This is a genomic window from Streptomyces sp. NPDC050508 (assembly GCF_040655155.1).
In the GTDB taxonomy this organism is placed as follows: Bacteria; Actinomycetota; Actinomycetes; order Streptomycetales; family Streptomycetaceae; genus Streptomyces.
Genome location: NZ_JBFAJJ010000035.1, coordinates 45,811 through 72,340, shown reverse-complemented (window position 1 = coordinate 72,340; position 26,530 = coordinate 45,811). Strand labels below are relative to the sequence as shown.

16 protein-coding genes and 2 pseudogenes are annotated in these 26,530 nt (G+C 70.2%); 3 read left to right on the top strand and 15 right to left on the bottom strand.

Going from position 1 to position 26,530, the window contains the following annotated elements; translation table 11 throughout:
- The first annotated feature begins 122 nt into the window (after positions 1-122).
- Complete coding sequence (locus tag AB0I69_RS47600; protein WP_363102105.1) at positions 123-917, top strand: aminoglycoside 3'-phosphotransferase; 795 nt, start codon at positions 123-125, stop codon at positions 915-917.
- A 22-nt stretch (positions 918-939) separates the two neighbouring features.
- Here the strand turns inward: AB0I69_RS47600 and AB0I69_RS47595 are convergent, their stop codons facing one another.
- From AB0I69_RS47595 to AB0I69_RS47525, 15 genes and pseudogenes are all read right to left on the bottom strand, one after another.
- Positions 940-3,582: a glycoside hydrolase family 78 protein gene (locus tag AB0I69_RS47595; RefSeq protein ID WP_363102101.1), complete on the bottom strand. Its 2,643-nt coding sequence runs from the start codon at positions 3,580-3,582 to the stop codon at positions 940-942.
- Positions 3,582-5,153: a DUF4038 domain-containing protein gene (locus tag AB0I69_RS47590; RefSeq protein WP_363102100.1), complete on the bottom strand. Its 1,572-nt coding sequence runs from the start codon at positions 5,151-5,153 to the stop codon at positions 3,582-3,584. The genes AB0I69_RS47595 and AB0I69_RS47590 overlap by 1 nt, the downstream gene beginning before the upstream one ends.
- Positions 5,150-7,702 (bottom strand): glycoside hydrolase family 3 C-terminal domain-containing protein, encoded by a 2,553-nt coding sequence (locus tag AB0I69_RS47585; RefSeq protein ID WP_363102099.1) that lies wholly within the window; start codon positions 7,700-7,702, stop codon positions 5,150-5,152. Before AB0I69_RS47585 ends, AB0I69_RS47590 begins: the two co-directional genes overlap by 4 nt.
- Positions 7,699-9,873, bottom strand: coding sequence for a beta-galactosidase (locus AB0I69_RS47580; RefSeq protein ID WP_363102098.1), 2,175 nt, complete (start codon positions 9,871-9,873; stop codon positions 7,699-7,701). The genes AB0I69_RS47585 and AB0I69_RS47580 overlap by 4 nt, the downstream gene beginning before the upstream one ends.
- 58 nt (positions 9,874-9,931) lie before the next feature.
- On the bottom strand, positions 9,932-11,425 hold the full coding sequence (locus AB0I69_RS47575) for a glycoside hydrolase family 43 protein (protein ID WP_363102097.1): 1,494 nt from the start codon (positions 11,423-11,425) through the stop codon (positions 9,932-9,934).
- Positions 11,422-12,399, bottom strand: coding sequence for an ATP-binding cassette domain-containing protein (locus tag AB0I69_RS47570; protein ID WP_363102096.1), 978 nt, complete (start codon positions 12,397-12,399; stop codon positions 11,422-11,424). The genes AB0I69_RS47575 and AB0I69_RS47570 overlap by 4 nt, the downstream gene beginning before the upstream one ends.
- Complete coding sequence (locus AB0I69_RS47565; protein ID WP_363102095.1) at positions 12,396-14,282, bottom strand: dipeptide/oligopeptide/nickel ABC transporter permease/ATP-binding protein; 1,887 nt, start codon at positions 14,280-14,282, stop codon at positions 12,396-12,398. The genes AB0I69_RS47570 and AB0I69_RS47565 overlap by 4 nt, the downstream gene beginning before the upstream one ends.
- Entirely contained in the window at positions 14,279-15,220 is a 942-nt protein-coding gene (locus AB0I69_RS47560; RefSeq protein ID WP_363102094.1) for an ABC transporter permease, read from the bottom strand. The genes AB0I69_RS47565 and AB0I69_RS47560 overlap by 4 nt, the downstream gene beginning before the upstream one ends.
- Positions 15,221-15,310: 90 nt before the next feature.
- Positions 15,311-16,840 (bottom strand): ABC transporter substrate-binding protein, encoded by a 1,530-nt coding sequence (locus tag AB0I69_RS47555; protein ID WP_363102093.1) that lies wholly within the window; start codon positions 16,838-16,840, stop codon positions 15,311-15,313.
- A gap of 365 nt (positions 16,841-17,205) precedes the next feature.
- Positions 17,206-18,201, bottom strand: a complete 996-nt coding sequence (locus AB0I69_RS47550; protein ID WP_363102092.1) for a LacI family DNA-binding transcriptional regulator — start codon at positions 18,199-18,201, stop codon at positions 17,206-17,208.
- 245 nt (positions 18,202-18,446) lie between these two features.
- Positions 18,447-18,962: a hypothetical protein gene (locus tag AB0I69_RS47545; RefSeq protein ID WP_363102090.1), complete on the bottom strand. Its 516-nt coding sequence runs from the start codon at positions 18,960-18,962 to the stop codon at positions 18,447-18,449.
- A gap of 298 nt (positions 18,963-19,260) precedes the next feature.
- A complete protein-coding gene (gene pflA / locus AB0I69_RS47540) occupies positions 19,261-20,007 on the bottom strand; it encodes a pyruvate formate-lyase-activating protein (protein WP_363102089.1) in 747 nt (248 codons plus the stop codon).
- Positions 20,004-22,262, bottom strand: coding sequence for a formate C-acetyltransferase (gene pflB / locus AB0I69_RS47535; protein WP_363102088.1), 2,259 nt, complete (start codon positions 22,260-22,262; stop codon positions 20,004-20,006). The genes pflA and pflB overlap by 4 nt, the downstream gene beginning before the upstream one ends.
- Before the next feature lie 147 nt (positions 22,263-22,409).
- Positions 22,410-22,577: pseudogene (locus AB0I69_RS47530) on the bottom strand (carbamate kinase); the annotation flags it as partial.
- 58 nt (positions 22,578-22,635) lie between these two features.
- Positions 22,636-23,178, bottom strand: a pseudogene (locus AB0I69_RS47525) (ornithine carbamoyltransferase subunit F); the annotation flags it as partial.
- 213 nt (positions 23,179-23,391) lie between these two features.
- Here AB0I69_RS47525 and AB0I69_RS47520 point away from each other — a divergent pair.
- Together AB0I69_RS47520 and AB0I69_RS47515 are read left to right on the top strand one after the other, a co-directional pair.
- Positions 23,392-24,981, top strand: a complete 1,590-nt coding sequence (locus AB0I69_RS47520) for an oleate hydratase (protein WP_363102087.1) — start codon at positions 23,392-23,394, stop codon at positions 24,979-24,981.
- 144 nt (positions 24,982-25,125) lie between these two features.
- Positions 25,126-26,499: an FAD-linked oxidase C-terminal domain-containing protein gene (locus AB0I69_RS47515; protein ID WP_363102086.1), complete on the top strand. Its 1,374-nt coding sequence runs from the start codon at positions 25,126-25,128 to the stop codon at positions 26,497-26,499.
- The last annotated feature ends 31 nt before the right edge of the window (positions 26,500-26,530 follow it).

The following is a 26,530-nucleotide window of genomic DNA, read 5'->3' as shown; positions in this document are numbered from 1 at the left end:
TTCGTGATCGGACAACTCCAGCGGCAACGGCTTCGGGCCAGGCATCAACCCACCCTACAACCGCAAGCGAACTAACGACTCAGGACACTAGCGAGTGCGGCGAGAATGCCCTGGTGATAGCCATGTCGCCGCAAGGGCCGGTCGAGCTTCCGTGGATCGTCACCGAGTTCGCGGCGGGGCGGCCGGTGAAGGCTGTATGGAGGAACGAGCTCGGTGGCCTGACGTTTCAGGTCGGGCTGGGAGATGCGCGGCAGTTCGTGAAGTGGACGCCACCCGGCAGTGGTGTCGACCTTTCGGCCGAGGTGGTGCGTTTGCGCTGGGCAGCGGCGTTCACTGAGGTGCCGCGCGTCGTCGGCGAGGGCGCGGACGAAGCGGGCGCCTGGATCGTCACAGCCGGCTTGCCCGGACGCATGGCGGTGGACGACCACTGGAAGCGCGACCCCGACACCGCGGTACGCGCCATCGGCACGGGGCTGCGCGCCCTGCATGATGAACTGCCGGTCGCGGACTGCCCGTTCGGCTGGTCGGCAGAACAGCGGGTGGAGACAGTGCGGTCACGAGCGGCGGCGGGCCGGATCGATCCGGCGGACTGGCCTCAGGATCTTCAGCACATCGGGACCGTTGAGCGTGCGCTCGACGTGCTCGCCGACATCCCGCCGGTCGATGAACTCGTCGTCTGCCATGGCGACGCCTGCGCTCCGAACACCCTCATCGGCGACGACGGCTTGTGCAGCGGCCACGTCGACTTCGGTGCGCTCGGTGTCGCCGACCGCTGGGCCGACCTCGCCATCGCCACATGGAGTACGCGGTGGAACTACGGTCCCGGTTGGGAAGATCCGCTGCTCGAAGCCTACGGGGTCGCGCCGGATCCGGAGCGGACCATGTACTACCGGCTGCTGTGGGAGTTGTCCGACTGAGCCGATGGGCCTGCACCAAGGTTCACGGATGCGGGATCTCAGCCGGTGGCCAGTTCGGGGCGGTGTAGGGGCGGTGGAACGTGTGGCGTCCCGAGCCGACTTCGAACGGGTCGGTGCCGTCGGGGAGTTGGACCTCCGCCGTGGTGTTCGGGGGTACCGACACCTCGACGACGAGGATGTCCCTCCCGACACCCTCGATGCGCCAGCCCGCCTCGGCCCTGCCGTACGGGGTGTCGTGGGTCGCCTTCGCCCAGGTCAGGTCGCCGCCCGGGAGCGGGGCGATGCGCAGGCGCCGCCAGCCGGGTTCGCCGGCGGCGAGGCCTGCGACCGTGCGGTGCAGCCAGTCGGCGACGGCGCCGAGGGCGTAGTGGTTGAAGGAGGTCATCTCGCCGGGGTTGACGGTGCCGTCGGGCAGCATCGCGTCCCAGCGCTCCCAGATGGTCGTGGCGCCCATGGTCACCGGGTAGAGCCATGACGGGCAGGCCTTCTCCAGGAGCATCCGGTAGGCGAGTTGCGGTTCGCCCGCCACGCACAGGGCGTCGCAGATCAGCGGCGTGCCCGTGAAACCGGTGGCGATACGGAAGGACGCGCGGCGCACGATGTGCGCCAACCGTTCGGCTGCGCCCCGCCGTTGGCGTTCCGTCGGCAGGAGCGAGAAGGTGAGTGCGAGTGCGTACGCGGTCTGGGTGTCCGACGCCAGTCGGCCGTCCGGCGTGACGAAGTGGTCGGCGAACCGTTCGCGAACCGCCTGTGCGTGCGCGCGGAAACGGGCGGCATCGCCCTTGGCGTCCAGGAGTTCGGCGGCCTCGGCGAGCACCTCCGCGGAGCGGATGACGTACGCGTTGGCGACGAGGTCGCCGTCGGTCAGCGCCTCCCCCGGACGGTCCGGCGGGGCCTGCGGGTCGAGCCAGTCGCCGAGTTGGAAGTCCTGGCGCCACAGTCCGTCGCCCTCGGAGGTGAGCCGGATCGTGGCCTCGCCCCAGGCCCGCATGCTCGGGTACTGGGTGCGCAGTACCTCCAGGTCGCCGAAGCGCTGGTACAGGGTCCACGGCAGGAGTACCGCGACATCGGCCCACACCGCCTGGGCACCCGCGTCCTGGAACGCGGTCGGCAGTACGTCGGGGACGACGAGGGGTGGCACTTGGTCCGGGCGTGCCAGTTGTTCCGCGGAGAGGTCGCGCAGCCAGCCGGTCAGCATGCCGGAGCAGTCGTGGAGGAAGGACGCGGTGGGCGCGAAGACCTGGATGTCGCCGGTCCAGCCCATGCGTTCGTCACGCTGGGGGCAGTCCGTGGGGACGTCGAGGAAGTTGCCGCGCATGCCCTGTACGACGTTTTCGTGCAGCCGGTTCACCAAGGGGTCGGAACACTCGAACCAGCCGGTGCGGGCCATGTCCGTGTGGAGCACGACTGCTTCGATGTCGGCGGGGTCGAGCGGTCCGGGCCAGTTGCCGATCTCGGCGTATCTGAAGCCGTGGAAGGTGAAGTGCGGTTCGTACACCTCCACTCCTCGGCCACGCAGGATGTACGTGTCCGTCGCGGCCGCGAACCTCAGCGGGCGAGTGCTCAACTCGCCGTGCTCCAGCACCTCCGCGTGGCGCAGGGTGACCTCGTGGCCGCCGGCGCCCGAGACGCGGATACGCAAGCGGCCGACCAGGTTCTGCCCGAAGTCCAGGACGGTCTTCCCGGACGGCGTCGTGATGACCTCGACGGGGGCGACGGTCTGGGTGCGTCGCACGGGCGGCCCCGTAGGCGCGACCAACTCGGCGCCAGGCGACGGGAGTTCGCGGACGGGTGCCCAGCCCGACGTGTCGCGTCCCGGCGTGGACCAGCCCGGCCGCTCGCGCCGCGCGTCGTAGACCTCGCCGTCGTAGATCTCCGAACGCAGCACGGGGCCTGTCGTCGTACGCCAGTGTTCGTCGGTGCGGACGGTCCGCGTCGTGCCGTCGGCGTGGCCGATCTCCAACTGGGCGAGGAGCGCGCGGTGTTCACCGTAGATGTGGCGTCTCCCGCCGTGGAATCCGAGACGTCCGGTGTACCAGCCCTCGCCGAGCAGTGCGCCGAGGGTGTTCTCGCCGGTCCGGAGCAGGGAGGTGACGTCGAACGTCTGGTAGCGCAGGCGGTGTTGGTAGGAGGTCCAGCCGGGGGCCAGGACGTGGTCGCCGACAGGCTCGCCGTTGATCTCGGCCGCGTAGACGCCGTACGCGGTGATGTGGAGCCGGGCCGAGGCGACGGGACCGGTGAGGGTGAAGTCGCGTCGGAGCAGCGCCACGGGCAGCGGCTCCTCGGCAGGGGCGTCGTGGTCCGGGGTGACGGGGAGGGCCGTCCAGTCGGCCGGCTCCAGGAGTCCGGTTTCGGCGTGCACGGTTCCCGACCAGGGAGACGGTTCGTCGTCGCCCTCGCCCCAGACGCGTACGCGCACGCCGACGCGTTCCCGGGAGCCGAGGCGTGGCCCCGGCCAGGGGACGAGGACGGACTCGGCGGACTCCACGCGTCCGGTGTCGGCGACGACCGTGCCGTCGGCGGCGGTGATCTCCACCTGATGGGCGGCCTGGCGCCAGTCCGCGGCGTCAGTGACCGTGCGCCAGCTCAGGCGGGGAGCGGACTCCCCGATGCCCAGGGGTTCACGGTGGTGCTCGAAGGTGGGCGGCGTGACATGCACGGGCATCAACTCCGGTCCGGGTCATGGCAGATGTACACGCGTGGGGCGCCGCCCTCGTCGGGCACGGGTTCCGCGGCCGTGGCACGTACGCCCTCGCGGACGGTCTCGCCGGTTCGGGGGTCGACCACCCGGTAAGGGAGCGGGACGTTCTCCGGGTCGGTGATGAACAGCGGGCCGCCGTCCTCCGCGTAGCAGAGGTACAGCACTCCGGGGACGGTCAGTCCCCGGGGTGCCAGGGCGGACCGCCAGTCGGGCCGCATGTCCGTCAGCGGGAGGCCGTCGAGGATCCGGGAGATCAGCCCGACGTGGCGCGAGCCCCCGAAGTCCAGCGCCTCCCGCCAGCCTGCGCCCTCGGCGAGGAAGAACTCCTCGTGCCCGGGTTCGGCGGCGTGCAGCCGCCACTGCCACAGGCTCGCCGCGCCGTACACGACGCCCATCGTGCCGCCGGCGCAGAGGTTGCTCCAGGCCTCGTGTCCCTGCCACCAGCCCGCGGCCCTGCCGGGGCGGCCGGTGTTCTCGTACGTCGGCTCGGCGTTGGCGACCGCCTTGGCGGGGGTGTTGCGCCACATGTCGGCGACCCGTTCCTGGACGTGCCCGCCCATGTGGCCGGTCTGGCACCACTGGAAGTGCAGCCAAGTCTCGCTCTGGTGGGCGGAGTTGGCGGAGTGCGGCCGGTAGTGGATGCCGCAGGGCTGGCCGTAGCCGTCCCAGCGGCCGACCTCCGCGCCGCCCGCCGCGATCTGCGGTTCGTGGCCCTCGCCATCGGCGCCGACCAGGTAGACGGCGGGGGCGGCGCCGTAACGGGCGACCAGATAGCGGCAGTAGCGCGCGTACTCCTGGGGTGGGACGACCGGGCCCGCCACGCGTAGGCCCTTCCAGCCGAACCCGTGGAAGAGCGGCTGGAGTACGGGGACGATCCCGTGGTCGCGGAGGATGCCGATCAGCCGGTCGAGGTACTGGAAGTACGCGGGGTTGAGCACGTTGACGTGCCCGGTGGGCAGGTCCTCGAAGCCGACGTCGAACCCCTCGTCGGCGGTGCGGTCGCGCGGCCCGCGCGCATCCATGTCGGGCTGCACACTCATCAGCAGGGCCGCGTTGAAGCCCTTGGCCCGCCGGTCGGCCGCGTACCGCGTGACCTGCTCCTCGGTGGCCCGCCAGGGCAGGGCCCAGGCGGTGTCGCCGACCAGCAGCGCGGGCGTCCCGTCGGCGTGCACCAGGCTGCGTCCGCCGGGCGACATCCGCCAGAACCCGTGCCGGTCAAAGGAGTTGGTGGCGTCCTCGACAGGGCGGACGACGAGCGCCCCGCCCTGCCCGGACAGTCCTTCGTCCGTGGCGGAACTGCCGCTGCGCCATGTCCAACGGCCGTCCGTCTCCGGGGAGGCGAAGCGGACCTTCCAGACCCGGCCGCCGTCCCAGAAGGCGGGGCGGCGCAGAACAGTCCCGGACTCATGGGTGAACTCGGCCCATACGTCGATGTCGGTGTACGGGTTGGCGTGGTCGCGGGCCCCGGTCAGGGTGATCTCGGTCTGCCGCCAAGGGGCGACCACCGGGTCCGCTTCCGTCCCTGTACCACTCATGAGTTGCCGACTGCGATGTCGGCGGCCAGCGGCAGGATCGTAGACGACGGGCCGGCTTCCAGGGTGAAGGTCCCCAACTCGGCCACCCAGCCGCCCACTTCGGTGTCCCAGTACTCGAAGGCCCGCGCGTCCACAGTGACCGTAGCGAAGGCCTCTTCGCCGGGCGCCGCCTCGACCACGACGAACCCGGCGAGCCAGCGCAGCGGGCGCTCGACGGCACCGCCCGGACGCCCGGCGTACACCTGCACGACCTCCTTGCCGTGCCGTGTGCCGCTGTTGCGCAGCCGTATTTCTACGGTGAGTTCGGCGCCGGACAGCACCTCGCTGGGGGCGTCGATCGAGACGTAGTCCCAGGTGGTGTAGCCGAGTCCGTGGCCGAAGGCGAAGCGGGGCGGCTCCCATCCGGTACGGCCGTCGCCCCGGTAGCCGATGAACAGCCCCTCGTCGTAGGCGAGTACGCCGTCGATCGGCTCCGTGGCGGGCAGTCCCCGCTCGGACGCGGGCCAGACGGTCGGCAGCCGGCCGCCCGGCTCCGCGACGCCCAGCAGTACATCGGCGAGCGCGTTGCCGAACTCCTGCCCGGGGAACCAGGCGAGCAGTACCGCCGCCACCTCCTCGGACCACGGAAGCAGCACCGGGGCACCGGAGTTGACCACCACGACGGTACGGGGGTTGGCCTCGCTGACCCGGCGGACGAGTTCGTCCTGCCGGCCGGGCAGGGCCAGGCCGGTGCGGTCGAAGCCCTCGCTCTCGACCTCTTCGGTGGTGCCGACCACGACCACGGCGACGTCGGCCGCGCGGGCCAGTGCCACGGCTCGCTCGATCTCCTCGTCGTCGCTGCCGTGCGGCGGCTGGAGGTTGAGCTGGAACATGGTGACGGCGTCGCCCAGAGCATCGTCCGACGAGTCGACGTCGTGGGTGACTGTGTCGTGGGTAACTGTGTCGTGGGTGAGGACGACCTCAATCTCCTCGCCCGCCGTCAGATCGACGGTGTGGAGACGTTGCGGTGGAGTCATCAGACCCTCCACCAGGTCGGCGCCCGGCGGGAGTTGAAGGCGTGCGTCGAAGACCTCGGCCCCCGCGACGGACAGCCGGAAGCGTCCGATGCCCGAGCCGCCGATCGCGTACCGGCCGGCGTCGGCCGCGCGGACCACGGTGCGCACTTCCACCCTGGCGACCTGACCGGTGGGGACGCCGGGGCCGTAGGACCCCATCCAAGTGTAGGCGCCTCCGGCGCGGCGCTCGGAGCCGAGCGGGGTTCCGTCCGCGGAGAGGAAGCGCACTTCCACGCCCTCGCCGGAGCCGTCGGGGTGGCGGAGGTAGGTGAGGGCCGCCGCCGGGATGCGGGTCTGCGGGGTGACACCGACTCCGTGGGTGACCTCCACGTCGTCGCCCAGGGCGGCGCGGATGCCGTCGAGCGGTGAGACGGTGTAGGGCGGGAAGACGGTGGCGCTGCCTCCGCCGAGGGTCCGGGCCACGGCAGCATTGGGGCCGAGGACGGCGACCCGGTGCAGAGTCGCGCGGTCCAGGGGCAGTACGGCGTCCTCGTTGCGGGCAAGCACGAATCCGGCGGCGGCGGTCTCGCGCAGCCGGGCCGCCACCGATGCCGCGTCGTAGTGGGGCGGCCCGGCCGTGGTGGGTATGTCGCTCAGTGCGCCGACCCGGGCGGCGAGGCGCAGCAGTCGTAGCACCTTGTCGTCCACGAGGGCTTCGTCGACCTTGCCCTTGCGTACGGCGGCGACCAGCGCATCGCCCCACGGGCCGATCGGGCCGGGCATCACCAGGTCGAGCGCGGCCCGTGCGGACGGTTCGGTGGTGCGGGCGGCGAACCAGTCCGACATCACCAGCCCGTCGAAGTCCCAGTCGTCGTGCAGTACTTCGCGCAGCAGCGGGCTCTCGGTCATCGGATGCCCGTTGACCCCGTTGTAGGCGGCCATGACGGCCCAGACCCCGCCCTCGCCGACGATGCGCTCGAACGGCGCCAAGTACAGCTCCCGCAGGGCGCGTTCACCGATGCGGGCGTCGAGGGTCATCCGCTGGGTCTCCGAGTCGTTGCCGACGAAGTGCTTCACGGTGGCCGCCACGCCACCGCCCTGGACACCTCGGACATAGGCGACCCCGATGCGGGCCGTGAGCAGCGGGTCCTCACTGAAGCACTCGAAGTGCCGTCCGCCGTAAGGGGTTCGGTGCAGGTTCACGGTGGGGGCGAGGAGCACGTCGACACCCTTGGCGCGCGCCTCGTGGGCGAGCAGCCCGCCGAGTCGTTCGATCAGGGGCTCGTCCCAGGTGGCGGCGAGTGCGGTGGGCGAGGGCACGTTGGCGGAGGGGCTGCGTTCGTCCCACAGCTCGCCGCGGACTCCGGCGGGTCCGTCCGAGACGACCAACCGGCGTAGGCCGACGGCGGGTTCGGGGTGGAGGGACCAGAAGTCCGCGCCGGTCAGCAGCCGCACCTTCTGCTCCAGGGTGAGTGCGCAGAGGCGCCTGGCGATCTCGGCTTCGTCGGCGGCGGAGGGGGCAGAGGGGGCGTCGGTGGTGGGCTGCCGGGTCACGGCGTCCTCCTCGGTGAAGGTGAGGGTGAGGGTGTAGGTGAAGTGGGGTCGCCATCGCGCTCGATGAGCAACCGGACGTCCCAGGGCCCGAGTTCGAGCGCGGTTCCGGCGGCGAGGGCCTCACCGGTGAACAGGTCGCGGACATCTCCCGGGAGGCGGTAACCGACCGGATCCCAGGCCCAGTTGTGGACGAAGCGCAGGACGGCGCCGTCGGCGGTGGTGGCCGACGTACAGGTGACGGACGGCGGTCGGTCCTCGCGCCAGGCGTCGAACGGGACCGAGATCGCGGCGATCCAGTCCGCGAGGCTGTGCGAGAGCTCGCGGTCCGGGACCGTACCGACGTACGTCACGCGGCCGTTGCCGTACTCGTGGGTGGTGACGGCGGCGAACTGGCCCAGGTGCGGATGGTCATAGCCGGCCAGGACGGTGGCGTCCTCCGCGATCAATCCATCGGCCCAGGCGGTGGCTTGCCCGTGCAGGGCGGGGCCGTTCGACGTCCGGTCCCCCTGGGTGACCGGGACCGGGGTCAGCACGTTGGTGAACTCCTGGTAGCGGGCGCCTACGGCAGGGCGCAGCACTCCGGGCATCACCGTATGCCGGGCGACGGCCTCCTCGTCGGCGTAGCCGGTGCGCGGGGTGAGGACGAGATGGCCGCCGGCTTCGGCGTACCGGCGCAGCAGGTCGAGTGTCGCGTCGTCCGCGACGTACAGCGCCGGGACGACCAGCACCGGCCACCGGTCCACCAACTCCGCAGGACTGGACGGTAGTTGCTCCGGGGAAACGATGTCGACGGACAGCCCGGCGTCGAACAGTCCCCGGTAGAACGCGGCGACGATGCGCTCGTAGGACTGCGGATCGCCGAACCAGGCAGGGGTGTTGCCCCTGAGCGGCGCCATGAACTCCATGGCCCAGCGACTGTCGGCGGACAGCAGCATCGCGACGTCGCTGCGAGGCCGCAGTCCCTCGATCGTGCTGCCGGCCTGCCTGAACTCCCCGGCGATCAGCGAGAGTTCGTCGTACGTTCGGCCGGGTTCCAGGCTGTGGCCGAGGATGCCGCCCCAGTAGGTCTCGGCGCCGTAGTGCAGGGAGTGCCAGTGCCAGTACTCGATCATGCGGGCGCCGCGCGCGACCATGCTCCACACGGCTTGGCGGGCTTGGCCGCGGTAGAGGGGGAAGTTGTCCGCGGAGCCGCCGATCGAGGTGGCGTTGGTCTCCATGACGAGGAAGGGTTCTTGGCGGATGCCGCGTGCCATGTCGTTCTGGAGGTAGAGCCAGGCGGGACCTGACCAGGCGACGAAGAACGGATACAGGCCGCCATCCGGCTCGTCGGGACCCGGCAGCGCGAGCCCCTCCTGGGTGGCGTAGTAGATGTTCGCCCCGGCGATGTCGAGGGGCCGGCCGATGGCCGAGATGTCCAGGCCCTGCTGTCCGAGGGCGACGCAGGTGGTGACGAAGTGGTGATCCGGGACGAGGCCGCGCACCAACTCGGCGTGCCACGTGATGTATTCCTGCGTCAGCTGCGATTGATAGCGGCGCCAGGCGAGGTCGTACGACGGGGTGGAGTTGCCGTCGGGGGTCCAGAGATCCGCCCAGTCCTGCAAGCGGTGGGACCAATAGGTCAGCCCCCAGCGGCGGTTGAGGGTCTCGACGTCGCCGTAGCGTTCGCGGAGGTGGTCGAGGAAGCCCTGGAAGACCGAGTCGTTGTGGAAGAGGCGCAGGCCGGGTTCGTTGTCGACCTGCCAGCCGATGACCGCCGGGTGGTCGGCGTAGCGCCCGACGATCTTGCGGACCAGGCGCTCGGCGAGATGCCGGAAGGCGGGGTGCGAGTAGTCCGCGTCCTGTCGCATGCCGTACGGGATGGCCTGCCCGGTGCCTGAACGGGCCGCCGTTTCCGGGTACTTGCGGCGCAGCCACGGCGGGACGGCGTAGGTCGGGGTGCCCACGATCGCCTTGATGCCGCGGTCATGGGCGGCGTCGAGCACCGGTTGCAGCCAGTCGAGTGCGAAGTGACCCTCGCGGGGTTCCCAGGTCGACCAGACCGACTCGCCGACCCGGATGACACTGAACCCGGCCTCTGCCATCAGATCGAGATCCTGCGCGAGCCGCTCGTACGGCTGGTACTCGGTGTAGTACGCGGCTCCGAAGAGCATGCGTGAGGAGGAAGTGCCCATACGGTGCTGGTGACTTTCTGTCGGATGCCGGTCGGCTGTTCAGGTCGGAATGACGGCGTCAGTCCTCGCCCCGGTAGCTGAACCGGTCGAAGGCGACCGAGCCTTCAGTGGCGTACATGCCGATGACACGGCCCGTGAAGGAGGCGGCGGTCTCGGCGGAGACGTAGCGGCCGTCGAGCGCCGCGAGTTCGACCGGTCCGGTGTCCGCGTCGACGGACAGGTGGACCATGTCCGGGCCGAGGGCATCGAGTCCCATGCCGACCACCGGCTCGGTCTCGATCCGTACGGTCATCGGCCCCGTCCCCGCGGGAATCGGCTGCTCCCAGGTCTGGCAGAGCCCGCCCACCCGCGCGCGGGCACGGGCGATATCGGCCCCCACCTCGATGTCGTAGTGGTGGCGTTCGTCGATCCGCAGACTCAGCCCGCCCACTCCCCCGGCGGCGTCCACCCGGACCGAGAAGACGGCCGCCTGGTGCTGCTGGCGGCGGCCGACGAATCGTGGCCGTGGGTCGTCCATGGTCGAACCGTCCGCGTGTACGACGAGGTGGCCCGGGCGCTCGGTGAGCGAGGACCAGTCGGCGGCCGGTGTCCGTATGGAGAGCCATTCCGGGCTGAGTTGAGCGCCGGTGAAGTCGTCGCGGTGCTCAACTGGTCCGGTGGGCGGGGTCAGTTGGACCGGCTGCACCACCGGCCAGCCGTCGACCCAGACCAGCGAGGTGCTGAACGTCTCCCGGCCCATGGGAGAGAAGGCCCTCGTCAGACCGCCGGGTCGCATACCCAGCAGGAACAGCGCCCAGCCACCGTCGGGGGTGCGTACGAGATCGGCGTGTCCGGTGTTCTGGACCGGGCGGTCGGTGCTGCGGGCGCTGAGTACCGGATTGGCCGGGCAGCCCTCGAAGGGGCCGTCCGGACGGGTGGCGCGCGCGATGCTCACGGAGTGTCCGCGCTCGGTGCCGCCCTCGGCGATCAGGAGGTACCAGGTGCCGTCGATCTCGTAGAGGTGCGGGGCCTCGGGGAACATCAGGCCCGTACCCGACCACAGCGACCGGGGTTCTTCGAGAGCCCGGCCGGTCTCCAGGTCCATGCGGACCTGCTGGATGCCCAGATGCTCGCCGGCGCGGTCGCCGTCGAGCTGGAGACCGGAGTAGGTGACGAAACAGGTGCCGTCGGCGTCCCAGGCGAGGTCGGGGTCGATGCCGGGGACCCCCTGCATGACGATGCCGTCGGACCAGGGCCCTTCGGCCCGGTCGGCGCTGAAGATCAGACTGCCGCGCCCCATCGCGTCGGTGACGACCAGCCAGAAACGGCCGTCGTGGAACCGGATGGTGGGCGCCCAGGCACCGCCGAGCGTGGGGACCTTCTCCACCGCCAACTGCCCGGGGCGGGTCACCACGTTGCCGATCTGCTCCCAGTGGAGCAGGTCGCGGCTGTGGAACAGCGGCAGGCCGGGGAGGTACTCGAAGCTGGAACAGGCGAGGTAGTAGTCGTCGCCGACGCGGGTGATGCTGGGGTCCGGGTGGAAGCCGGGGACGGTGGGGTTGGGCAGGGTCATGCTCGGTCTCCCGACGTGGAGGCGGCTGTGGAGGCGGTCGTGGATACGGCCGTGGAGGCGCCCGGTGACACGTCCGGTGACACGTCCGGGGATCCGTCCAGGGATGCGTTGGCCGCCGCCAGACGGCGTCGCTCGGCCCGCCGTTCCGCCTGCCGCTGCGGATCCGGTACGGGCGCGGCGAGCAACAGGCGCTGGGTGTAGGGGTGTTGGGGTGTGGAGGTGACGGTCGTGGTGTCCCCGGTCTCGATGATCTCGCCGCCGCGCATGACCGCCACCCGGTGACTGATGTGCCGGACGACGGACAGGTCGTGCGTGACGAAGAGATAGGCGACGCCGGTGCGTTCCTGGATCTCGACGAACAGGTCCAGTACCCGGGCCTGGGTCGACAGGTCCAGTGCGCTGACCGGTTCGTCGCAGACGATGACGCGCGGGTTCCGCGACAACGCCCGTGCGATGGCGATGCGTTGCCGCTGGCCGCCGGAGAACTCCCGCGGCAGTCGCTCCCCCGCGTCGGCGGGCAACCTGACCTGGTCGAGCAGGTCCTGCACCCGCTTCTCGGCCTCCGTCCGAGGCGTTCCGGCGACTCTCAGCGGCTCGCTGAGGATGTCGTTCACCGTCATCGCCGGGTTGAGGGAGGTGTACGGGTCCTGGAACACCACCTGGATGTCGTCGCTGAGCGCCCGGCGCTCCTTCGCGCCGAGGCCCGAGATGACCTTGCCGGCGTAGCGGACGGTGCCGGAGGCGACCGGGGTCAGTCCGAGGACGGCCCGGCCCAGGGTGGTCTTGCCGGATCCCGACTCGCCGACCAGCCCGAGGGTCTCGCCCGCGGCGATGGTGATCGACACCCCCTTCAGTACCCGGAACGGCGGCTTGCGCCAGCCCTTCGCCGGGTACTCCACAACCACGTCGTCGGCGACGAGCAGGGGTTCCGCGGGGAGTTCCTTCTTCAGAGTGCCGTTGGCTGTCCCGGTCATGCCGGACCCTCCTGACGTCCGGTGTTCGTGACCCCTGCGATGTCCATCGGCTCGGCGACGCTCGTGGCCCCCGCGACGCTCACCGGCACGGTGCGGCTCAGGTCCAGCGCGGACCGCGGCTCGGTGTCCTCCAGCGTGGAGGACAGGAGCATGCGGGTGTACGGGTGCTGCGGAGCGGCGAACAACCGCGCAACCGGTGCGGACTCCACAACCGTGCCGGTCTGCATGACCGTCACGCGGTCGCAGATGTCGGCCACCACGCCGAAGTCGTGGGTCACCAGGATCACGCCCATGTTCCGCTCGCGCTGAAGGGACCGCATCAGGTCGAGCACCTCGGCCTGCACGGTCACGTCGAGGGCCGTGGTCGGCTCGTCGGCGATCAGCAGGTCCGGCTCGCAGGACACGGCGCCGGCGATGAGGACGCGCTGCGCCATACCGCCGGATATCTGGTGCGGATAGGCGCGGAAGACCCGCTCCGGGTCGGAGATGCCGACCCGCTCCAGCAGGCCGAGGGTCTTCGCCCTCGCCTCGGCCGCCGACAGTCCGAGGTGCCGGCGCACCGGCTCGACCAACTGGGCGCCGATACGGAACGAGGGGTCGAGGTTGGACATGGGTTCCTGGGGCACGTAGGCGATCCTGCGACCGCGGTAGCGGTTCATCTCCGCGCGGCCGAGCCGTCCCAGTTCGGTGCCGTCGAACACCAGCCGGGCGGTAGTGACTTGGGCCTCCCTGGGCAGCAACCCCAGTACAGCGAAGGCGGTTTGGCTCTTGCCCGACCCCGACTCCCCCACGAGTCCCAGGACTTCACCCCGGCGCACGGTCAGGGAGACGCCGTCGACGACGGTCTTCTCGCCCTGGGCCGTCGGATAGGAGACCGTCAGGCCGTCGAGGACGAGCAGGGCGTCATCCGCCTTTCCCGCCTCGGACGTGACGGGTCGAGCCTTCTTGTGCGCGACCGGCTTGCGGGCCGTAGCGCCACGCGATGCCCTCCGCCCGCCGGTCGCGCTCCCGTCCAGCGCGTCCCGCAGGGCGTTGCCCAGCAGGCCGAAGGCGGCGACGGTCACCGCGAGCGCCGCTCCGGGCCAGACCATCAGGACCGGCTTCGTGTAGATGTTGCCGAAGGCGTCGTTGAGCATGGAGCCCCAGCTCGCCTGGGTCGCCGAGCCCAGGCCGAGGAACTCCAGCCCGGACTGGATGACGATGCCGAGCCCGAGCATCTGGGCGGCCTGGATGATGGTCGGCGCCTGCACGACGGGCAGGATGTGCCGGCGGATGATCCGGGCGTCCGTCAGGCCGGACACCCGCGCCGCGTCGACGTACAGCTCCTCGCGTACGGAGATCACCGAGGCGCGGATCAGCCGGAAGACGCCCGGTGACATCAGCACGCCGAAGACCGCCATGGCGAGGTACGTGTTCTGGCCGACCGCGGACATCACGACGAGCAGCACGATGATCGCCGGTACGGCCATCAGCAGGTTGGACACCCAACTGCTCACGGCGTCGAACCACTTGCGGTAGTAGCCGGCCACCAGACCGGCCGGAACGCCGATCACCACGGCGACGGCCACCGCGAGCAGGGCGCCGAGCAGGCTGGTGCGGCCGCCGTAGAGGAGGCGGGCCAGGACGTCCCGGCCGACGCCGTCGCCGCCCAGCGGGTGCTTGCCGCTGATCGGGGCGAGGCTGTCGGTCAGTGAGGTGTGGGCCGGGTCCTGGCTGGTCAACAGCGGTGCGCACAGGCTGGCCAGGGCGATGAGCGCGAGGAGTACCAGACAGGCCACGGCCACCGGGTTGCGCAGCAGCCGACGCAGCAGTCCCGCCCGCCCCTGCGCGGCGACGGCTGTGGCGACCGCGCCTGCCGTTTCCTCGGACTGGGGAAGCGTCATCCGACACGCACCTTCGGGTTGAGCCAGCCGTACGCGAGGTCCATCAGGATGTTGACGACCACGACGAGGGCGACCATGACCACGACGACGCCCATGACCACCGGGGTGTCGCCCTGGGATCCGGCGCTTGTGGCCTGGCTTCCGATGCCGTTGAGGCCGAAGACCTTCTCGACGACCACCGCGCCACCGACCAGGCCGATGAACTGCAGTGCCAGTACGGTCAGCGCGGCCGGGGCCGCGTTGCGCAGGGCGTGCCGGAACAGCAGGCTCCGCTCGCTGATGCCACGGCTGCGGAGGGTGCGTATGTAGTCGGCGCGCAGGACGTCGACCATGGAGCCACGTACCTGTTGGGCGGTGGCGGCGATCGCTCCGACGGCGAGCGAGAGCGCCGGCAGCGTGATCGACCGGAGCCAGCCGGTCGCCGAGTCCGCAAGCGGGACGTATCCGGTCGCGGGCAGCCAGCCGAGGTCGACGCCGATCACGACGGCGAACACCAGGGCGACCAGGAAGCTGGGTACGGCGAACCCCAACACCGCGAGCAGTTGCACCACTTGGTCCAGGGCGCCCCGGCGGACCGCGGCGGCCACGCCCAGCACCGTGCTCAGTACCGCTGACAGCAGGAGCGCCGCCAGCACGATCGACAGGGTCACCGGCAGTTTGTTCTCCAGTGAACTCGTCACGGACTCACCGCTGAACCACGAGCTGCCGAGGTTGCCGTGCACCGCGTCCGCGAGCCAGTGGCCGTAGCGGACCACGAAGGGCTGGTCGAGCCCGAGTTCGGCGGACTTGGCGGTCACCTGTTGCCGGGTCGCGGTCTGCCCGACGATCTGGCGCACCGGATCGGAGCCGGTGAGGCCCATCAGCGCGAAGGTCGTGGTCGCGATCACCAGGACCAGGACCAGCCCGGCCGCGATGCGCCGGACCAAGAAAACGATCATTAGTCTCTCCACCTTGCCTTTCCCTGACCGGTGTTGACCGGCGCCCGGGTGGGGGCGGCACCACCGTTCCCGCCCGGTGCGCCGTCCGGGTCAGCCAGTGGGCTTGAAGTTGTAGATCGGCGGGACGGCGGCGAACGTCTGCGGTGTGAAGGTCACGCCCTTGGTCGTCGCGTAGGTGTTCTCCACGGAGTCCCAGGGCGCGTTCCACGCCTGGTCGACGAGGTAGGTGTTGAGCTGCTTGAACAGCGCGTCCTGGGCGGCTCCGGTCGCCGACTGGGCCTTGGTGATGAGGTCGGTGACCTTCGGGTCCGCGCTGTGCAGCGGGTTCCACAGCGTGCTCTTGCCCACCTCGATCTGGATGGTGTCCCAGGGGCGGAAGGAGGCCAACGTCATGTACGACAGCGGGTACTTGCCCGCGAGGAGCGCGCTGATGAACTGGGTGACCGGGATCTTGTCGACCTTGACCTTGATCCCGATGTCCTCCAACTGCTGGACCATGGCGGCCTGTTGGTCCGGGAAGACCGACGACACGTCCGGGACGGTGACCGAGAAGCCGTGCGGGTAGCCGGCCTCGGCCAGCAACTGCTTGGCCTTAGCCGGGTCGTAGGTGTACTTGGAGTCGAGCGAGCTGTCGAAGGCCGAGCCGCCCGGGTTGAAGATCTGGGTCGTCGCCCTGCCCAGTCCCTGCTTGGCCGTCTTGACGATCGTGGAGCGGTCGAAGGCGTAGTTCAGGGCCTGACGGACCCGGACGTCGCCGAGCGCCTTGACGATCTTTCCTTCGCGGTCCCAGATGTACACGCCCTCGACGTCACCGGAGGTGTACTTGGTGACGTTCAGCCCGCTGCTCTTCGCCGGCGCGACGTTCTTGGCGCTGGCCAGCAGCGCACCGTTGACCTGCCCGGAGCGCAGCGCGTTGAGCACGGCGGTCGGGTCGGTCAGCGGCTTGAGGACGATCTTGTCGAAGGGGAAGGCGGCCTTGTTCCAGTAGCCCTGGTTCCGCACGAAGGTGTACGTACTGCCAGCCGTGGTCGCGGACTTGTCCAGGGTGTACGGCCCGGAGCCCACCGGGGTGGTCTTGATCGTCCCCGCGGCTATGGCCTTGGGGCTGGCCATCATTCCGGCCACGTTGCCGAGGTTCGGGACGAGGGAGGGGTCGGGCGCCGAGAGCTTGATCGCGACCGTGGTGGCGTTGACGACGTCGACGCCGCTGATGCCCTTGAGCTGGCCCGCAGCCTCGCTGGTGCCCTTCTCGGTGTGCAGCAGATTGACCTTGACCGCCGCCGCGTCCAGGGCGGTGCCGTCGGTGAACTTGACGCCGGTGCGCAGGGTCATCGTGAGTACCGTGCGGGCCGCGTCGTACGACCACTTGGTCGCCAGGTTCGGCTTGACGTCGGCCGTCGGGGACAGCCGGAGCAGCGAGTCGTACACGGGCTGGTAGTACTGCGTGTTGTTGCCGAGTCCGGCGTCGGCCAGATCCCACGGCTGCGCCGCGACCAGAGGGGCCAGGGTGAGCGTGCCGCCGGTGGCCGCCCTGCCCGAACCGGAACCCGATCCCGAGCCGCACGCGGCCGCGGACAACATCAGGACAGCCGATACGGCGGTCAGCGCGATTCTTCGCATGGGTACTCCGCTGATAAGTGGATGACCGGGCGGCATCGGACAGCGAGCCGCCCTCAAGGGCCTCGGAGGGAGTGGGAAACCAGGTCCTGACGCGGCCTGGACCGTTCTTGGCGGTCAGCCGTTCCTGGCAGAAGGGGGCTATATGTCCACCGTTTTTCGGTGGGTCCGAAATCAGCCACTGATACGTACAAGTGAAACGTATGCGTAACGTAGCCCCGCACTTGGAGGACCACAAGGCCCGTGCATCAGCTTTTTGGGAAGCGGCAATCCGGACGAACGGCCGCATGGCACGCCGGGGTACGACTTTCCCCGACCTCGGCCCGAAAACGTACTGGTCAGACCGGCGCGCGCCGAGAGGACTCGCGTCAGGCGGACTCGCGTACGACCAGGGTCAGCGGAGTCACCTGAGGTGCCGGCGGCTGGGACTGGCCGGTCACGCCATTCACGATCATGCGGGCGAGACGGCCCACGGCGACGTCGAGGTTGTTGTCGATCGTCGTCAGCGGCGGTACCGCGAAGGGCGCCAGCTTGTCGTTGTCGACGCCGATCACGGCCAGGTCGCCGGGGGCGGCGAGCCCCACCCTGCGCATGCCCGCGAGAAGGGCGAAGGCCGTCTCGTCGTTGTAGGCGCACACTCCCGTGACGGCGGGGACGGCCGCGTGCCACTGCTCGGCCGCCGCGGCGGCGGCCGAGATGTCGAGGGGCACGTCCAGCACGACGGGCGGCTCAAGACCGCGCTCAGCGCAGGCGGTACGGGCGCCGCCGAGCCGCAGGTCCAAGAAGTCCCGGAGCCGGGGGTCCCCGGGCGCGGCGTAGCCGATGCGGACGTGTCCTGTCGCCGCCAGCCTCTCGACCTGCATCATGCCGATCCGGTTCTGCGGAACGGTCAGGACGCCCGGGGCGACCGCGGGACCCATCCCGGCGCTGACCACGTGGATGCCGGCCGCCCGCATACTGGCCACGTCATCGGCGCCGACATCGAAGGCCGTCATCACGGCAGCCGGCATGAGTTCACGCCACAGCGCCTTGAGCGGGGCGTGCCGCTCGCGCCGGGTGACGAGGTTCAGGCCGTGCCGCTCCAGTTCGTCGCCGAGCAGCTCGACCAGGGCCGTCAGAGTTCCGCCGACAGGAACATCGGGAAGGAACAGCAGCACCAGATCACTGCGGCCCAGGCGCAGCGCGCGGGCGGCGGCCGAGGGTTCGTAGCCCAGTTTCGCCACCGCGTCCAGCACTTTGCGCCGGGTCTGCTCGGAGATCTTCTGGTGCGACACGTCGTTCAGCACATAGCTGACCGTCGTCTGCGAGACTCCTGCCTCCTTGGCGACATCGGTCGCCGTCACGCGGCCGGTCCTGCGCGCCATGGCAGCCTCCTGGGGGGATCTTGGACAATCCTGCTACGGGGGCGTCCGACTGAGCAGCTGGCTTCACTGAATCGTAACAGTGACCCTACGCGGGTGTCCGATACTCCGGACAGTCCGCGCCGTGAGGATCCGCCTCGTCGAAAGCCCCGCTGCCGTCGACCGTGCGGGTGCGGGCTGCGACGAGTGTCCCCGAGGGACGCGCGGCCCGCGCCGACCCCGGGCCGCAGCGCCTTCCCCTCCGGCCCTCACGCCGCCGCGTCGTACGCGGCCCGTGACCGGACGCCGCCGCCCGTCCGGGAGCCCGGAGTGCGCTCCGCGAACACCGCCAGACGCAGCACGAGATAGCGGCCGATCCCGACGAGCGCGGTGGCGGACAGGTACACCGTCTGTTGCAGGACGAGCCCGGCGCCGGGACGCAGCGCGGCCAGCACGGCGACCGCGGCGGAGGTGACCAGCCAGCCGAGGGCCATGGTTGCCGCGCTCTTCAGGTGGCCGACCAGGCCGGGCCGTCCGTGGCCGAACGAGACGCGGCCATGCAGCTCGGTGGCAACTACCGTAGAGACGACGGTAGTCAGTGCGTTCGCAGCCATCCACGGTATCCACTGCGCGAGCAGGACCAGGGCCGCCGAGGCCGCCAGAGTGACCCCGCTGCCCAGCCCGGCGAAGCGCCCGAAGGCCGCCGCGTGCCGACGGATCAGTCGCAGGCCGTTCATGGTGATCCCCTCCCCGTCCGCTACCCCTGGCGGGGCCGTCGTCGTCATGCCACAGAGCGTGACCGACCACGGATTCAGCGCGGTTGCAGGGCGTTCTCAGGGGTTTCGGGGTGAGTGAAACCGGCGCGGCGAGACACCATCGTCCGGCCAACTGCCGCGTGAGGCGCGAGAGGAGCTCCTCGACCGCGTGCTCCCGCTGTCGCCGACTCACATGGGGCGGCTGAGGGGTCCTTGAGCGGGCGAGCGAGCAACTCACCGACGAACGCGGCTCGGTCGCGCTCCCGCCGGTGACCAGGGCAGCGAGCGGTGGTCGGGCGCCTGAGTCCTGTCGGATACGGCTCGGCAGTCAGTGAGCCTGAACTCCCCGTCCCCTGAAGCATTCGAGAACGCTCTCGATCAGCGCAGGTTCGGGGACCGGGTTGTCGCGCAGCGGGAAGGGGATACCGAGGGCTTCGTATTTTGCGGCGCCGAGTTTGTGGAAGGGCAGCACGTCGACCCGCTCGACCGCGCCGAGTCCCGCCACGAAACGGGCCAGGGCGTCCACCGACTCAAGATCGTCGGTCCAGCCCGGGACCAGAACGTACCTGATCCACATCGGGACGCCGAGTCGGTCGAGTCGGGTGGCGAAGTTGAGGGTGGGGGCGAGTTCGCCGCCGGTCAGTTTCCGGTAGGTGTTGACGTCGAAGGACTTGATGTCCAGGAGCACCAGGTCGGTGTCGGCGAGGAGTTGGCCGGTGGCGCGGGCGCCGAGGAAGCCGGAGGTGTCGAGGGCGGTGTGCAGGCCGGCCTCCTTGCAGCGGCGCAGGACTTCCGCGGTGAACGCGGGCTGGAGCAGTGGCTCGCCGCCGGTGAGGGTGACCCCGCCGCCGGCCGTGGTGACGAAGCCCTCGAACTTCCCGATCTCCGCCATCACCGCGTCGACGCTCATCTCCTGGCCGTCACGCATGTGCCAGGTGTCGGGGTTGGCGCAGTACAGGCAGCGGAGCGGGCAGCCGCTGACGAAGAGGACGAACCGGGTCCCGGGACCGTCCACGCCGGTGGACAGGTCCCAGGAGTGGATCCGGCCGGTGGTCGCGGTGCGCACGGTGCTCACAGCGATCCGTGGAAGGTGCGGCTGATCACGTCGAGCTGCTGCTCGCGGGTCAGGCGGACGAAGTTGACCGCGTAGCCGGACACACGGATGGTCAAGTCCGGGTATTTGTCCGGGTGTTCCATGGCGTCTTCGAGGGTGGTGCGGTCGAGCACGTTGACGTTCATGTGGAAGCCGCCGGCGGCCGTGTAGGCGTCGAGGATGCCGACCAGGTGTCCGGCGCGCTCGTCCGGGTTGTGTCCCAGTCCCTCGGGCGTGATCGTCGTCGTCAGCGAGATCCCGTCACGGGCCTGCTCGTACGGCAGCTTCGCGACCGAGAGCGCGGAGGCGGCGACCCCGTGCCGGTCGCGGCCGTTCATCGGGTTGGCTCCGGGCGCGAACGGCGCTCCGGTAGGACGGCCGTCGGGGGTGTTGCCGGTGTGTTTGCCGTAGACGACGTTCGAGGTGATCGTGAGGACCGACTGGGTGTGCTCGGCGTTCCGGTAGGTGGGGTACTGGCGCACCTTCGTCATGAACGACTCCACCAGGCCCACGGCGATGCTGTCGGCGCGGTCGTCGTTGTTGCCGTACGCGGGGAAGTCGCCCTCGGTCCGGAAGTCGACGGCGAGGCCGGTGGCGTCGCGGAACACCTTCACCCGTGCGTACTTGACGGCGGACAGGCTGTCGGCGGCGACCGACAGGCCGGCGATGCCGCAGGCCATGAAGCGGTGCACGGGATAGTCGTGCAGGGCCATCTCGATGCGTTCGTAGGCGTACTTGTCGTGCATGTAGTGGATGACGTTGAGCGCGTTGACGTACGTCCGGGCCAGCCAGTCCAGGACGTGGTCGTAGGCCTTCGCCAGTTCCTCGTGGTCCAGGTAGTCGCCGGTCAGCGGGGGCGTCGGCGACGCGACCTGTTCGCCGGTCATCTCGTCGCGGCCGCCGTTGACCGCGTACAGCAGTGCCTTCGCGAGGTTGACCCGGGCGCCGAAGAACTGCATCTGCCTGCCGACCTGCATCGCCGACACACAGCAGGCGATGGCCGTGTCGTCGCCGGTGCACGGACGCAGCAGCTCGTCCGACTCGTACTGGACCGCGCTGGTGTCGATCGAGACCTGGGCGCAGAACTCCTTGAACGCGAAGGGGAGTTGGGGCGACCACAGGACCGTCAGGTTGGGTTCGGGGGCGGGGCCGAGGTTGTACAGGGTCTGCAGGAACCGGAAGGACGTGCGGGTGACCAGGGTCCGGCCGTCGCCGCCCATGCCGCCGATGGACTCCGTCACCCAGGTCGGGTCGCCGGAGAACAGGGCGTCGTACTCGGGGGTGCGCAGGAACCGTACGATCCGCAGCTTGATCACGAAGTCGTCGATGAGTTCCTGGGCGCGCGTCTCGTCGAGGACGCCGTCCGCCAAGTCTCGCTGAAGGTAGATGTCGAGGAAGGTGGAGGTGCGGCCGAGTGACATCGCGGCGCCGTTCTGCTCCTTCACTGCGGCGAGATAGCCGAGGTAGAGCCACTGCACGGCCTCGTGGGCGGTCGCGGCGGGCCGGGCGACGTCACAGCCATATGTGGCCGCCATCCGCGTCAGCTCGCCCAACGCCCGTATCTGTTCGGCGAGTTCCTCCCGGTCCCGGATGACCTCGATGCTGGACGCACAGGCGTCGAGCATGGCCCGCTCGGCCTTCTTGGCCTCGATCAGCCGGTCCGTGCCGTACAGCGCCACGCGCCGGTAGTCGCCGATGATCCGGCCGCGGCCGTAGGCGTCGGGCAGTCCGGTGATGATGCCGGCCTTGCGGGCCGCCCGCATTTCGGGGGTGTAGGCGTCGAAGACGCCGTCGTTGTGGGTCTTGCGGTAGGTGCCGAAGACGCGCGAGACGAAGGGGTCGGACTCGTAACCGTAGGCCCTCAGGCTGTTCTCGACCATGCGCAGGCCGCCGTTGGGCATGATCGCGCGCTTCAGCGGGGCGTCCGTCTGCAGGCCGACGATCAACTCGCGCTCGCGGTCGATGTATCCGGGCGCGTGCGAGGTGATCGTGGAGGGTGTCGCCGTGTCGACATCGAGGATGCCCTTGCGCCGCTCCTCCGGGAACAGGGCGCTGACCTTCTCCCACACGACTCGCGTGCGCTCGGTAGCACCGGCCAGGAAGGCCGCGTCTCCTTCGTACGGGCTGTAGTTGGCCTGGATGAAGTCACGTACGGCGATGCCTTCGCGCCAAGAAGTACCCGCGAAGCCGCGCCATGCCTCGGAGGCGCGCGTGCCAGCCACCGCTGTCATTGTCATCGCCGGTTCTCTCCCTTGCTTCGCACCTGAATCCCTCTCTGTCGATGGTCCTGCGGCGCCGTGATCGCGGGGAGGGCCGCCCAGGGCCCTGGTCCCGGCCGTCCGGCCCTCTCACGGGGCCGAACGGCCCTCCCCTGTCGCGGACGCTCATACGGCAGGCAGTTCAGGGCGGACGAGCGTGCCCGACCGGCCGTGGACGATCTCGTACGCCGCGTCCAGGGCGCCGATCGCGGCCGGTCCCCCGGTGTGTTCGACGAAGCGGGTGGCTGCCCCGGCCTTGGGGCCCATCGAGCCCTCGGGGAAGCCACCCCGGCGTTCTCCGTCTGGTCGAAGACGATCGAGGCCGAGGTGGGTGCGACGGTCGTGCAGGGCAGGCAGGCAGGCAGTGCACGAACTTCACATCCGGGTTTCCGGTGGCGGTCGGCGTCTTGTCGTTCACCTGGTACGGGAGGAGCAGTTCTCTCCGCTTCTGCCGGGAGTCGGCGGGCTCGCCCATCGAGACCCAGACGTCGGTGTGCAGGAAGTCCGCACCGTGTACGGCGGCCCCGACGTCCTCGGTGAGGGTGATCCGGGCGCTGCGGTGCTCGCCCAACTCCCGGTAGGAGGCGACCGGTTCGACCGTCGGCCACAGCGCCCGGGGTGCGGCGAGGCGTACGTCCATGCCGAGCAGGGCACCCCTCGACAGCGGCGAGTCGCCCATGTTGTTGCGGGCGTCGCCGAGGTAGCAGTAGCTGATGTCCGGCGGCGGTTCGGGGCTGTGCTCGTCCATGGTCAGGACGTCGCACAGGCTCCGGGCGGAGCCGCGGTACTCGATGCCGTCGAACATCCGGCCCGGCACCCGGGCGGTGTCGGCGACCTCGAAGGTGCGGCGGGTGCGGGTGGAGGTCTTCTCAGCGATGAGCGCGAGGTTCCGGCCAGGGGCAATCGGCCGGTGGGCGGGGACCTTCGGCCCCTGTCCTCGCGATCACCCCGCGCGTTGGCTTGGTGGCACGGCCGCCACGCTCGCCCCGAGCAGCCCGGCGCCGTCCCCGCGCCCCACCCCGCACGGTCACACCGGGTGTCCGGCGCGCAGGATCCCGAACACTGTCGGCCGCCCTGGGGAACCCGGGCGGCAGAACGGAGGGACGTCATGGCAGACGCTCCGCGCTCATCCCACGCCTACCTCGTGGGCGGCGGCATCGCCTCCCTCGCGGCCGCCGCCTTCCTCGTCCGCGACGCGGACTTCCCCGGCGAGCGCATCCACATCCTGGAGGAACTCCCCATCGCCGGCGGCTCGATGGACGGTCGCGGGGAGCCCGCCGGGTACGTCACCCGGGGCGGACGGATGCTGGAGGAGGAGGCCTACACCTGCCTGTGGAACCTCCTGGAGACGATCCCCACCCTGACCGACGAGACGGTCTCGGTACGCGAGGAGATCACCGAGTTCAACGCCAAGTGGCCCACCGACGCCAGGGCCCGCCTGATCGGCCGCGGCACCACGATCCTGGACGCCGCCGACTACGGCCTCGACACCCGCGACCGCCTCGAACTGACCCGCCTGCTGGTGCTGCCCGAAGCGGTCATCGGCGCCCGCAGGATCGAGGACTTCTTCTCTCCGCACTTCTTCGCCACCAACTTCTGGACGATGTGGCGCACCACGTTCGCCTTCCAGAACTGGCACAGCGCGATCGAACTCAAGCGTTACCTCCTGCGCTTCATGCAGGAGTTCCCCCGCATGCACACCCTCGCCGGTGTGCGCCGCACCCGCCTCAACCAGTTCGACTCGATCATCCGGCCGCTCCGCACCTGGCTGGAGGCCCGTGGCGTGGTCTTCGAGTACGGCGTGCGGGTCACCGACGTCGACTTCACCACCGAGGACGGCGTACGGCGCGCACAACGCCTGCGCCTCGAACGCGACGGACACCCGGACACGTGCGAACTCGGCGTCGACGACTACGCGTTCCTCACTCTGGGATCGATGACCGCCGACGCCGCCTACGGCAGCGACGACACCGCGCCCGAACTGGTCCGCACCAAGCGGGACGGCGGCTGGCGGCTCTGGGAGACCCTCGCCTCCAAGGCCGACGACTTCGGCCGGCCCACCACCTTCAACGGCAACGTGGACGAGGCCAAGTGGGAGTCCTTCACCCTCACCCTGCGTGACCCGCTGCTCCTGCACCGCATCGAGGAACTCTCCGGCAACCTCCCCGGCACGGGCGCGCTGATGACCTTCAAGGACTCCAACTGGCTGATGTCCGTCGTCGTACCGCATGCCCCGCACTTCGACGGGCAGCCCGCGGACGTCTGCACCGTGTGGGGCTACGGCCTGTTCACCGACCGCGACGGCGACTTCGTCGGCAAGCCGATGGCCGAGGCCACCGGCCGGGAGATTCTCACCGAGCTCCTCGGCCACCTCGGTATGTCGGACATCGAGGAGCAGGTCGCGGCGACCACGACCGTGATCCCGGTGATGATGCCGTACATCACCAGCCAGTTCGCCCCGCGCACCGTGCACGACCGCCCGCCGGTCATCCCGCGCGGCTCCGCCAACTTCGCCTTCCTGGGGCAGTTCACGGAGATCCCCGAGGACGTGGTCTTCACCGTCGAGTACTCCGTGCGCGGCGCGATGCACGCCGTCTACGGCCTGTTCGGCCTCGACAACCGCGAGATACCCGGCATTTACCACGCCCTGGCCGATCCGACGACCGCCTTCGAGGTGCTCAGGGCCGCGCTGGCCTGAGCGGAAGCAGCTGGGTCAACCGGCCCTGCGGTAAGGCCGGTTGACCTGATCCCCGGTCCGCCGCCACGCCCACATTCTGGTGAGTGCGTGGCCGGCCCGCGCGCGGAGGCCCGGGGCGGGAGACCCTACGAAGGGAACCGGACAATGACCGACACCGGAACGCTCCTCGCGAAAGTGGTGGGGGCGGAGCACGTGCTCACGGAAGACCGTGTGCCGGCGGAATACGGGCACGACGAGTCGCTGAACGCCGTGGCACGGCGGCCGACGTTCGTGGTGCGGCCCGCGTCGACCGCCGAGGTGTCGGGGGTCGTCGCGGTCGCCGCCGCGCGGCAGGTCCCCGTGACGGCACGGGGTTCCGGCACCGGGCTGTCCGGAGCCTGCGTACCCCGCGCGGACGGCATCGTCGTGTCGTTCGAGCGGATGGACCGGGTGCTGGAGATCGACACCGACAACCACGTCGCCGTCGTCCAGCCCGGCGTCACCCTGGCCGAACTCGACCGCCGGACCGCCGAGTCGGGGCTGTGCTACCCGGTACGCCCGGGTGAGCAGAGCGCGTCGGTCGGCGGCACGATCGGCACCAACGCCGGCGGCATGCACGCCGTCCGGCACGGCGTCACCCGGCACCATGTCCTCGGCATGGAAGCCGTGTTGGCCTCCGGCGCGGTCGTGCGCAGCGGCGGAAAGTACGTGAAGACCAGCACCGGCTACGACTTGACGCAGTTGATCGTCGGCTCCGAAGGCACCCTGGCCCTCGTCACCGAGGCGGTCCTGCGCCTGAAACCCCGGGCCGGGCACGGCGCGACGGTGCTGGCGCCCTTCGCCGAGGCCGAGGAGATCGCGCGAGCGGTGCCGCGGCTGCTGGCCGGAGGCCTGGACCCGCTGGCCCTGGAGTACGTCGACATGCTCACGATGGCCGCGATGACCGCCCAGCAGGATCTCGGGCTCGGCATCCCCGAACAGGTCCGCGCCACCGCGCTCGGCTATCTGGTCGTGGTCCTCGAAGCGCAGTCGGCCGAGCGCATCGAAGCCGATGTGGAAACCCTGGGCGGGCAGTTGCTCGACCTGGGCGCCGCCGACGTCTACGTACTGCCGGCAGCGGCGGCACGCCAACTGATCGAGGCCCGGGAACGGGCCTTCTGGGCCGCCAAGTCGGCCGGCGCCGACGAGGTCGTGGACATCGTCGTACCCCGTGCTTCCCTCCCCCGGCTGCTCGCCGAGGCGGACGTGATCGCCCGGGAGAGCGCGTCGATCGTCACCGGCTGCGGACACGCGGGAGACGGCAACGTGCACCTCGCGGTCTTCCAGCCGGACACGAAGCTGCGGGACGAGGTCCTACGGCGGCTGTTCCGGGCGGGAGCGGACCTCGGCGGGGCCGTCTCCGGCGAGCACGGCGTCGGTACGACGAAGAAGCGCTTCTTCCTGGAGCTGGAAGACCCCGCCAAGGTGGAGCTGATGCGCGGGATCAAGCGAGCCTTCGACCCCGACGGGATCCTGAATCCCGGTGTCCTCTTCGACTGAACCGGAATGAACGCGACTGAGCGCGTGAAAG

Bases quoted from the DNA above. Each gene is read 5' to 3' on its own strand.
- AB0I69_RS47600 (WP_363102105.1), top strand. From the start codon at position 123: ATGTCGCCGCAAGGGCCGGTCGAGCTTCCGTGGATCGTCACCGAGTTC.
- AB0I69_RS47595 (WP_363102101.1), bottom strand. From the start codon at position 3,582: ATGCCCGTGCATGTCACGCCGCCCACCTTCGAGCACCACCGTGAACCC.
- AB0I69_RS47590 (WP_363102100.1), bottom strand. From the start codon at position 5,153: ATGAGTGGTACAGGGACGGAAGCGGACCCGGTGGTCGCCCCTTGGCGG.
- AB0I69_RS47580 (WP_363102098.1), bottom strand. From the start codon at position 9,873: ATGGGCACTTCCTCCTCACGCATGCTCTTCGGAGCCGCGTACTACACC.
- AB0I69_RS47575 (WP_363102097.1), bottom strand. From the start codon at position 11,425: ATGACCCTGCCCAACCCCACCGTCCCCGGCTTCCACCCGGACCCCAGC.
- AB0I69_RS47570 (WP_363102096.1), bottom strand. From the start codon at position 12,399: ATGACCGGGACAGCCAACGGCACTCTGAAGAAGGAACTCCCCGCGGAA.
- AB0I69_RS47565 (WP_363102095.1), bottom strand. From the start codon at position 14,282: ATGACGCTTCCCCAGTCCGAGGAAACGGCAGGCGCGGTCGCCACAGCC.
- AB0I69_RS47560 (WP_363102094.1), bottom strand. From the start codon at position 15,220: ATGATCGTTTTCTTGGTCCGGCGCATCGCGGCCGGGCTGGTCCTGGTC.
- AB0I69_RS47555 (WP_363102093.1), bottom strand. From the start codon at position 16,840: ATGCGAAGAATCGCGCTGACCGCCGTATCGGCTGTCCTGATGTTGTCC.
- AB0I69_RS47550 (WP_363102092.1), bottom strand. From the start codon at position 18,201: ATGGCGCGCAGGACCGGCCGCGTGACGGCGACCGATGTCGCCAAGGAG.
- AB0I69_RS47545 (WP_363102090.1), bottom strand. From the start codon at position 18,962: ATGACGACGACGGCCCCGCCAGGGGTAGCGGACGGGGAGGGGATCACC.
- pflB (WP_363102088.1), bottom strand. From the start codon at position 22,262: ATGACAATGACAGCGGTGGCTGGCACGCGCGCCTCCGAGGCATGGCGC.
- AB0I69_RS47520 (WP_363102087.1), top strand. From the start codon at position 23,392: ATGGCAGACGCTCCGCGCTCATCCCACGCCTACCTCGTGGGCGGCGGC.
- AB0I69_RS47515 (WP_363102086.1), top strand. From the start codon at position 25,126: ATGACCGACACCGGAACGCTCCTCGCGAAAGTGGTGGGGGCGGAGCAC.